Raw genomic sequence first — 8,445 nt, forward strand, 5'->3', positions numbered from 1 at the left:
CCTGGATTCCGGCAATCCCTGCCGGAATGACGAGGGAGGGGTTGGCAGACTTCAGCATTTAGAATTTATCCACTACCAAAAATGATTCCCAGGTTATTGGTGCTTCGGTACTGCTGCCCCAGCCACAGCGCATTTAGCGCTCGCAATACGGGTGTGCCGTCACACTGCGGAGTCTTACTCCCACTCGATGGTCCCCGGCGGCTTGCCGGTAATGTCGTAGACCACCCGCGAGACCCCGCGCACCTCGTTGGCGATGCGGCGGCAGACCTGATCGAGGAAGTCGTAGGGCAATCGGGCCCAGCGGGCGGTCATGAAATCCAGGGTCTCAACCGCCCGCAGGGCGATGACATGATCGTAGTGGCGATTGTCGCCCACCACGCCGACGGATTTGACGGGCAGAAAGACGGCAAAGGCCTGGGAGACCTGGTCGTAGAGCTCCGCCCGGTGCAGGGCTTCGATGAAGATATGGTCCGCCAGGCGCAGAATATCCGCATAGGGCTTGCGGACCTCACCCAGGATGCGTACCCCGAGTCCAGGGCCGGGGAAGGGGTGGCGGTAGACCATCTCGTAGGGCAGGCCGAGCTCGACACCGATCTTGCGTACCTCGTCCTTGAACAGTTCCCGCAGGGGCTCCACCAGCTTGAGCTTCATGGCGGCGGGTAGTCCGCCCACGTTGTGGTGGGATTTGATGACCTTGGCCGTGCCGGTCTCGGCCCCCGCCGACTCGATGACATCGGGGTAGATGGTCCCCTGGGCCAGCCATCTGACGCCGGGCAGCTTTTCCGCTGCTTCCTCGAAGACCTGGATGAAGGTGTTGCCGATGAGCTTGCGTTTCCGCTCCGGGTCGGTGACGCCCGCGAGCTTGGCAAGGAAGCGCTCCTCCGCCTCGGCGCGGATGACCTTGATCCCCAGGTGGCGGGCAAAGGTACGCATGACCTGTTCGCCCTCACCCAGCCGCAGCAGCCCGTTGTCGACGAAGACGCAGGTAAGCTGGTCGCCGATGGCCCGATGCAGCAGGGCGGCCACCACGGAGGAATCCACGCCCCCGGAAAGGCCGAGCAGCACCTGATCGGTGCCCACCCGACGGCGGACCTCCGCGATGGCGTCCTCGATGATGTTGCCCGCCGTCCAGAGGTTGCCGCAGCCGCAGATGTCGTGGACGAAGCGCTCGATGATGCGTTGCCCCTGGCGGGTGTGGGTGACCTCCGGGTGAAACTGGAGACCATAGAGGCGCCGTTCCTCGTCCGCCATGCCCGCCAAGGGCGCATTATCCGTGGTGCAGATGGCGCGAAACCCCGGCGGCAGGGCCTCGACCCGGTCGCCGTGACTCATCCAGACGTCCAGCAGGCCATAGCCCTCCGGGCTGGTATGGTCCTCGATGTCCCGCAGCAGCCGGGAGTGGCCGCGGGCGCGCACCTGGGCGTAGCCGTACTCGCGTTGGGTCGCCGCGGCTACCCGGCCACCGAGTTGGGCCGCCATGGCCTGCATGCCGTAGCAGATGCCGAGCACGGGAACGCCGAGATCGAATACGGCGGCGGCGGCCCGTGGCGTCGCCTGCTCGTGGACCGATTGGGGGCCGCCCGAGAGGATCACCCCCTTGGCGCCGAAGCTACGGATGTGGTCGGCATCCAGGTCCCAGGGATGGAGCTCGCAGTAGACCCCCGCCTCGCGCACCCGGCGGGCGATGAGCTGGGTGTACTGGGAGCCGAAATCCAGGATCAGGATGCGATCGGCGTGGAGGGGGCTTGGGTTGGTGGTCACAGGATGGCTCGATATGAAATTACGCGCCGAGATCAGGGCGCATCGGCGGAGACCGAAAAGTTATCCGCAAATCAACGCCAATGAACACAATGGAATAAAGGACCATCGATAATGGTGAGCCGATTGCGACCGATTTGCGTTCATTCGCGTTCATTTGCGGAAAAATTTCCAAGAGTGTCGAGATATTTCTCGGCATCGAGTGCCGCCATGCAACCCGTGGCCGCGGAGGTGATGGCCTGGCGGTAGATCCGGTCCATGACATCGCCGGCGGCGAAGACCCCCGGTACCGAGGTGGCGGTAGCATTGCCGGCGGTGCCGCTTTGGACCTCGATGTAGCCGTTGGTCATTGCGAGCTGTCCCGCGAAGATTTGGGTGTTCGGGTGGTGCCCGATGGCAATGAAGACGCCCATCAGCGCGAAGTCCTTGGTGGTACCGTCCTGCACCTGCTTGATGCGGATGCCGGTGACCCCGGTCGCATCGCCCAGGACCTCGTCGAGTACCTGGTTCCACTCGATTTTGACATTGCCGTGTTCCGCCTTCTCCAGGAGATGCTTCTGGAGGATCTTTTCGGCCCGCAGGGCATCCCGGCGATGGATCAGGACCACTTCGGATGCGATGTTGGAGAGATAGAGCGCCTCCTCGACGGCGGTGTTCCCACCGCCGATGACGGCTACTTTCTGATCTTTGTAAAAGAAGCCGTCGCAGGTGGCACAGGCGGAGACGCCACGGCCACGGAACTTCTCCTCGGAGGGCAGACCCAGATATTTGGCGCTGGCGCCGGTGGCGATAATCAGGGCGTCGCAGCTGTAGGTGCCCGCATCGCCTGTCAGACGCAAGGGGCGCTCGGAGAGGTCGACCTGGTTGATCTGGTCAAAGAGGATCTGGGTTTCGTAACGTTCCGCATGACGGCGCATACGGTCCATCAGATCCGGCCCCTGCACACCGTCCGGATCCCCCGGCCAGTTGTCTACATCCGTGGTGGTCATCAGCTGGCCGCCCTGCTCCAGGCCGGTGATGATCACCGGGCTCAGGTTGGCACGGGCGCCGTAGACGGCCGCGGCATAGCCGGCGGGACCGGAGCCGAGGATGAGTAGGCGGCAGTGTTTGGGTTCGCTCATGGGTCTTGATGCTCCAGTAGCTTGGGTGATCCCCGCAGTTGCGGTATCAACTAGAAAAGGTGATGTTTCAGCGGTGATGATTGTTCGGTAGCCCTGCCATACCTGCACTCACCATGCCTGCCGGATTGAACAACTGCACGACCGCCCCCGGGTTCGAGGGGAAATAGAAGTGCAGGTAGGAGGCAAGCAGGCCGTCTTCCCGGTATATCGGCTCCCCGCGCCGGTCGGCATCCCGGCCTTGACTCCAGGCGACGGGGGTCAGTGCCAGCTCCAAGCGCGAGTAGTGGAAGGTATGGCCGCGCAGCACTCCCTGGGTGAGCCTGACCCTATGGACACCGAGATTGGCGAGTTTTTTTTGTATCAAAGCGCGCCCCGGCAGCAAACCCACCATGTCTGCCCGATGTCCTTTCACATCGGTGAGGGATTCCAGGAGATACAACATCCCCCCGCACTCCGCGACGATGGGTCTACCGGCGGCGTGATGCGCGCGCACGGCCGCCTTCATCAGCCGATTTGCCGCCAGCCGCTCCAGGTGCAGTTCCGGATAGCCGCCCGGAAGATAAAGCGCATCCGCATCCGGTAACGCACCGTCTGCGAGCGGGGAGAAGAACACCAGCCGTGCACCCAAGTCACGCAGCAGATCCAGATTGGCACGATACAGAAACGCGAACGCCCGATCGCGCGCGATCGCAATCCGTCGGCCCTCGAGCCCGGACGGCAATGGGGTCTGCTCCGGTTGCGCGAATTCGATCGGCTCCAGCGCCGTCTCGACCCCGTAGGGTGGGCTGTGCCCACCGCATCCTAGGCCGTGTCCGTCGAATCCCCGCAGCGCCGCGGCCGCGCGCCGGATCCGCGCCTCCAGATCCTCGATCTCGTCCGCCTGTACCAATCCGAGATGCCGCTCCGGCAGTGCGACCCCCTCGTCCCTGGCCAGCCACCCGAACGCGCCTATCCCCGCGGGCAAAGCCTCCGTGAGCAGCCGGTAATGATGGGCCCCGGCCACATTGTTGGCGAGCACCCCGGCGAACGGGACCTCCCGGCGATAGGTGGCGAGCCCGTGCGCCACGGCACCGAAGGTCTGGGCCATGGCGGAGCCGTCGATCACCGCCAGCACCGGAATGCCGAACCGGGTAGCCAGATCGGCACTGCTGGGGTCCCCGTCGAACAACCCCATCACCCCCTCAATGAGTATGAGATCGGCCTGCCCGGCCGCCTCGTAGAGGAATCGGCGGCAGTGGCGCTCACCCCCCATAAAGAGATCCAGGTTGTAAACGGGTGCCCCCGAGGCCCGCTCCAGAATCATAGGATCGAGAAAATCGGGGCCGGTCTTGAACACCCGCACGGTACGACCGCAGTCGCGACACCAACGTGCCAGCGCCGCGGTGACTGTGGTCTTGCCCGAGTTGGAGGCCGGCCCGCTGATGAACAACGCCGGACAGCGTCTCACAGATCGACCCCTTTCTGCGCCCTTACCCCGGCCCGGAAGGCATGTTTGATATCGCACATCTCGGTTATGGTATCGGCCGCCTCCCGCAACGCCGGCGGCAGGCCGCGACCGGTGATCACCACATGCTGCATGAGCGGACGGGCCCGGAGCTCGGCCACGACGGCCGCGGGCTCCAGCCAATGGTTCCGCAACGGATAGGTGAGCTCGTCCAGGACAATGAGATCGAATGCCGGATCGCGCAGCATCTCGCAGGCGACGGCCCAGCCGCGCTGTGCCGTCCGGATAGCGCGCGCAAGATCCTGGGTGTCCCAGCTAAAACCCTCGCCCAGGACATGCCAAGTCACCCCCGGCTGGCGGCGGAAAAAGCACGCCTCACCCGTGTCGTCACGACCCTTGACGAACTGCGCCACCCCCACCCGCAGGCCGTGGCCGAGGGCGCGCGCCACCATCCCGAACGCCGAGCTGGATTTGCCCTTGCCGTTTCCGGTGAGCACGAGCAGAACGCCCTGCTCCCGTTCAGCACGGTCGATCGCGGCGTCGATGACGACCTGCTTGCGCTCCATGCGTTTACGATAGCGCCCTTGCCGATCGTTATCATCCATATTCGACTCGTTTCGCTTCGGATGCTGTTCGCGCTAGCATTGGTGATTTCAGCCCCTCTAATCAGGAGGACGATATGGCAAGTTATAGTACCAACGAGTTTCGCGGCGGCCTCAAGATCATGCTCGATAGCGATCCATATGTCATCGTCGAGAACGAGTTCGTCAAGCCCGGCAAGGGTCAGGCCTTCAACCGGGTGCGGGTTCGTAACTTGAAGACCGGGCGCGTGGTGGAGAAGACGTTCAAATCCGGCGAGTCCGTGGAGGCCGCCGATGTCCACGAGACCCGGCTCCAGTATCTCTATAATGATGGCGAGCTCTGGTATTTCATGGACCCGGAATCTTACGAGCAATTGTCCGCCGATGCCGCCGCGATGGGAGAGACCGTCAGCTGGATCAAGGAACAGGACATGTGCAATGTCACCCTCTGGAACGGCTCTCCGCTGAACGTCGATCCGCCCAACTTCGTGGTACTCGCGGTCACGGAAACGGACCCGGGGCTCAAGGGCGACACCTCCGGCGGTGGCGGTAAGCCGGCGACCCTGGAGACCGGGGCGGTGGTGCGCGTTCCCTTGTTCGTGCAGACCGGCGAGCTGATCAAGGTCGACACCCGCTCGGGCGAATATGTCGCCCGCGCCAAGGACGGGTGAGTCCCACCTGGCGGCCCAGCGCCGGCCTTGAGATGCTGAAGGCGCGGGCATATCTACTCGGACGCATACGGGAATTCTTCGCCGCTGCCGGCGTTATGGAGGTGGAGACCCCCATCGCCTCGCGTGCCGCCGCCAGCGACCCCGCCCTCAACAGCCTGAGAACCCGTTGGTCCGGCGCAGAGGCAGGGCCACAGACGCTCTATCTCCAGACCTCCCCCGAGCTCCCCATGAAGCGCCTCCTGGCGGCGGGGAGCGGGCCCATCTTTCAGATCTGCAAGGTGTTCAGGGACGGCGAGCGCGGATCCCTGCACCACCCCGAGTTCAGTCTGCTGGAGTGGTACCGTCCGGGCCTCGGCTATAGGGCCCTGATGACGGAGGTCGCGGAGCTGGTACGCCATGCCCTGGATCGCCCTGAGCTTGCGGTCCGGCGCATCAGCTACCGGGAGCTGTTCCGGACCCACCTGGGCTTGGACCCCATGCACGCGGATGTGGCGACGCTGCGGCAGGCCGCCGATGGTCTCCCCGGATGCCGGGATCTGGATCTCGACCGCGACGGCTGGCTCGATCTGTTGCTTACTCATCGTATCGAACCGGCGCTCGCTCGGGACCGGTTGACCTTCGTCTACGATTATCCCCCGAGCCAAGCGACCCTGGCCCGGATCCGCCGGGATGCGGAGCCGGTGGCGGAACGCTTCGAGCTCTACCTGGGGGGGATGGAGCTGGCCAACGGGTTCCAGGAGCTCACGGATCCCGGCGAGCAACGCAGGCGTTTCGATGCAGATCTGCAGGCACGCTCCGCGCGGGGATTGGACCGGTTGCCCTTGGACGAGGCGTTCCTGACCGCGCTGGAGGCAGGCATGCCCGAAGCAGCAGGAGTCGCCCTGGGCCTGGATCGCCTGCTCATGGTGGCTACCGGCAGTACCCACATCGACCAGACACTGGCGTTTCCGGTGGAACGGGCGTGAAGGTACAGGAAGAAATTAAAAATTATCGCTCGAAGGAGAAATGAGTTGCACGTTGCTGATGCTTGATGTTACGGATGCACTTTCCACATTCAGGCCGCATTCAGGAGAGGTCACCATCCCGGGAGCGGGAGGCGAATGGGAATCAGCTTGCCGCTGGGGGTAATACTGGGGTCCGCAATCATTCAGCCCCCTACCGCTATCAGTTGGCGTAGGGGGTAATGCTCCGGGGTTGGGGTACGCCACAAATATGCAACGGGCAAAAAAGGGCTGTGATTTCTCGCAGCCCTTTGTTTTTTGGAGCTGGCGATAGGATTCGAACCTACGACCGGCTGATTACAAATCAGCTGCTCTACCAACTGAGCTACGCCAGCAGGATCCGATGTGCCCTTGTGGCCGCCTATAGCGCAGCGTTCACATTCGGCCCGCCCCGGCCCCGGCCCGCCTGTGCAGCGAGAGGCCGGGGCACACTGCTTAAAGCCGCCCGTGGAAACAGCACCCATGTCTCGATTTTATGGGAACCCGAAAGATCACACAATGACTCGGACTACTAGGACGAGGCAGGGGACGGAGCAGGTACGTATCGACTTCTCTCGCGTTAACAAATCGTTTTCAGCTACCAGTCGCCAGCTACCAGCCACCAGTCTCACCCCCTGTAGCGGTCTGGCGATTTGTCTGCCGGCAGGCAGGGCAGATTAGGCGTCTCGCCTGCAAGGTCAGTCGTCTTTCCCTGGGGGTACGGAGAATAACTTGTAATAATAACAATCTTTATCCGCAGATTACACAGATGCTCACGGATCATTTCGTTTTTAATCTGTGGAAATCTGCGTAATCTGCGGATTAAACAGGTTTTTATCAGGAACCCGACTTAGGTTCCTGTTATAGAGGGAAAAATGCTGGTTCTCAGGAGAGCAGGGCCAGACCCTGGAGCACGAGGTCGGGTCTATGTTGGGTTGGGAGGCGCAGGGCAGGGATCAGCCGTTCCGCATCTCCCCCCGAGAGGATGCATTGAGGTGTCTTACCGACCTGCTCGGTCAGCCGGTGGAATAGCCGCTCGGCCAGCGCGGCAGGGGCCTGGATCGAGCCTACGGCAATGGCGGTGCCCGTATCCGTGGCCCAGGTGTCCGCAGATTCCATGGGCTCGATTCGAGGGATCCGGGTGCCGGCGATCAGCCTATCGCGCATCATCTCGATTCCCGCCGTGATGAGCCCACCCAGATGGCTTCCATCCGCGAGCAGCAGGTCGTAGGTGATGGCGGTACCCGCATCGACTACAAGGACCGGGCCTGGGCAGATCCGATGGGCGGCAATCAGGGCCAGCCAGCGGTCGACGCCGAGCCGCTCCGGGTGTTCATAGGCGATGGTGACGCCATAGGCCTTCGGTTCGGTGGTGACGAATAGCGGAGCTCGGTCCCAGTAGGAACGACAGACCCGTTCCAAAGCCTTGGCCATCTCGGCACCGCCGACGTTGCTGACGAGAATTTGCCTCGGGGGTGTCAGCTGTTCCCAGGCCGCATGCAGGTCGATTGGGAACCCACCGTAGTGGCGGACGGCCCGCATCGCTTCCAGCGAGCCGGATGCGCCGAGAGTCCACTTGAGGTTGGTGTTGCCGATGTCGATGAGTAGATCCATTGATAAGGTCACATTGTCTTTCTCTGTCCGCAGATTACGCGGATTTTCACAGAAACTACGAATCACGCGAATTGCTATGTTTGCTGCTAACCGATGGTGCCCAACGCCGTGTTGGACAGGCCCACATTATTTTTTGCCGCAAATGAACGCGAATCAACGCATATCTTCGCAATCGGCTTGCGTCTGAACCGCGGATGCCGGTAGTGGTAAACTTATAAGTGAAAAAGTAGAGCGATTCATCTTTTTGATCCCCTCTCCCCAACCCCTCTCCCGGCG

At 62.7% G+C, this 8,445-nt stretch carries 7 protein-coding genes and 1 tRNA gene; 2 read left to right on the forward strand and 6 right to left on the reverse strand.

All coding sequences use genetic code 11. The features are described 5' to 3' along the window. Positions 1-174: 174 nt before the first annotated feature. The 4 genes from guaA to cobO all read right to left on the reverse strand — a co-directional run bounded on the left by guaA (position 175) and on the right by cobO (position 4,928). A complete protein-coding gene (gene guaA, locus BQ17_RS00590) occupies positions 175-1,761 on the reverse strand; it encodes a glutamine-hydrolyzing GMP synthase (RefSeq protein ID WP_089723820.1) in 1,587 nt (528 codons plus the stop codon). A gap of 140 nt (positions 1,762-1,901) precedes the next feature. Then, on the reverse strand, positions 1,902-2,879 hold the full coding sequence (gene trxB, locus BQ17_RS00595; protein ID WP_089723821.1) for a thioredoxin-disulfide reductase: 978 nt from the start codon (positions 2,877-2,879) through the stop codon (positions 1,902-1,904). Positions 2,880-2,946: 67 nt separating this feature from the next. After that, positions 2,947-4,326 carry a cobyrinic acid a,c-diamide synthase CobB gene (locus BQ17_RS00600; RefSeq protein WP_218067985.1) on the reverse strand — a complete coding sequence of 460 codons (1,380 nt, stop codon included), beginning with the start codon at positions 4,324-4,326 and terminating at the stop codon, positions 2,947-2,949. Then, positions 4,323-4,928: a cob(I)yrinic acid a,c-diamide adenosyltransferase gene (gene cobO / locus BQ17_RS00605; RefSeq protein ID WP_089723823.1), complete on the reverse strand. Its 606-nt coding sequence runs from the start codon at positions 4,926-4,928 to the stop codon at positions 4,323-4,325. The genes BQ17_RS00600 and cobO overlap by 4 nt, the downstream gene beginning before the upstream one ends. A 74-nt stretch (positions 4,929-5,002) precedes the next feature. Between cobO and efp the strand changes: the two genes are divergently transcribed. Beyond that, positions 5,003-5,575, forward strand: coding sequence for an elongation factor P (gene efp, locus BQ17_RS00610; protein WP_089723824.1), 573 nt, complete (start codon positions 5,003-5,005; stop codon positions 5,573-5,575). After that, entirely contained in the window at positions 5,572-6,540 is a 969-nt protein-coding gene (gene epmA, locus BQ17_RS00615; RefSeq protein WP_089723825.1) for an EF-P lysine aminoacylase EpmA, read from the forward strand. Before efp ends, epmA begins: the two co-directional genes overlap by 4 nt. Before the next feature lie 295 nt (positions 6,541-6,835). Here the strand turns inward: epmA and BQ17_RS00620 are convergent. Both BQ17_RS00620 and BQ17_RS00625 read right to left on the reverse strand, forming a co-directional pair. Continuing rightward, positions 6,836-6,911, reverse strand: a tRNA-Thr gene (locus BQ17_RS00620). Positions 6,912-7,440: 529 nt separating this feature from the next. Continuing rightward, entirely contained in the window at positions 7,441-8,181 is a 741-nt protein-coding gene (locus BQ17_RS00625) for a type III pantothenate kinase (protein WP_369406446.1), read from the reverse strand. Between the last annotated feature and the right edge of the window lie 264 nt (positions 8,182-8,445).

Origin of the sequence: Candidatus Thiosymbion oneisti (assembly GCF_900092655.1) — a bacterium.
Lineage (GTDB): Bacteria > Pseudomonadota > Gammaproteobacteria > Chromatiales > Chromatiaceae > Thiosymbion > Thiosymbion oneisti.

What these genes read in the sequence shown, in the direction of transcription:
- trxB (WP_089723821.1), bottom strand. Translation starts at nt 2,879, where the DNA reads ATGAGCGAACCCAAACACTGCCGCCTACTCATCCTCGGCTCCGGTCCC.
- cobO (WP_089723823.1), bottom strand. Translation starts at nt 4,928, where the DNA reads ATGGATGATAACGATCGGCAAGGGCGCTATCGTAAACGCATGGAGCGC.
- efp (WP_089723824.1), top strand. Translation starts at nt 5,003, where the DNA reads ATGGCAAGTTATAGTACCAACGAGTTTCGCGGCGGCCTCAAGATCATG.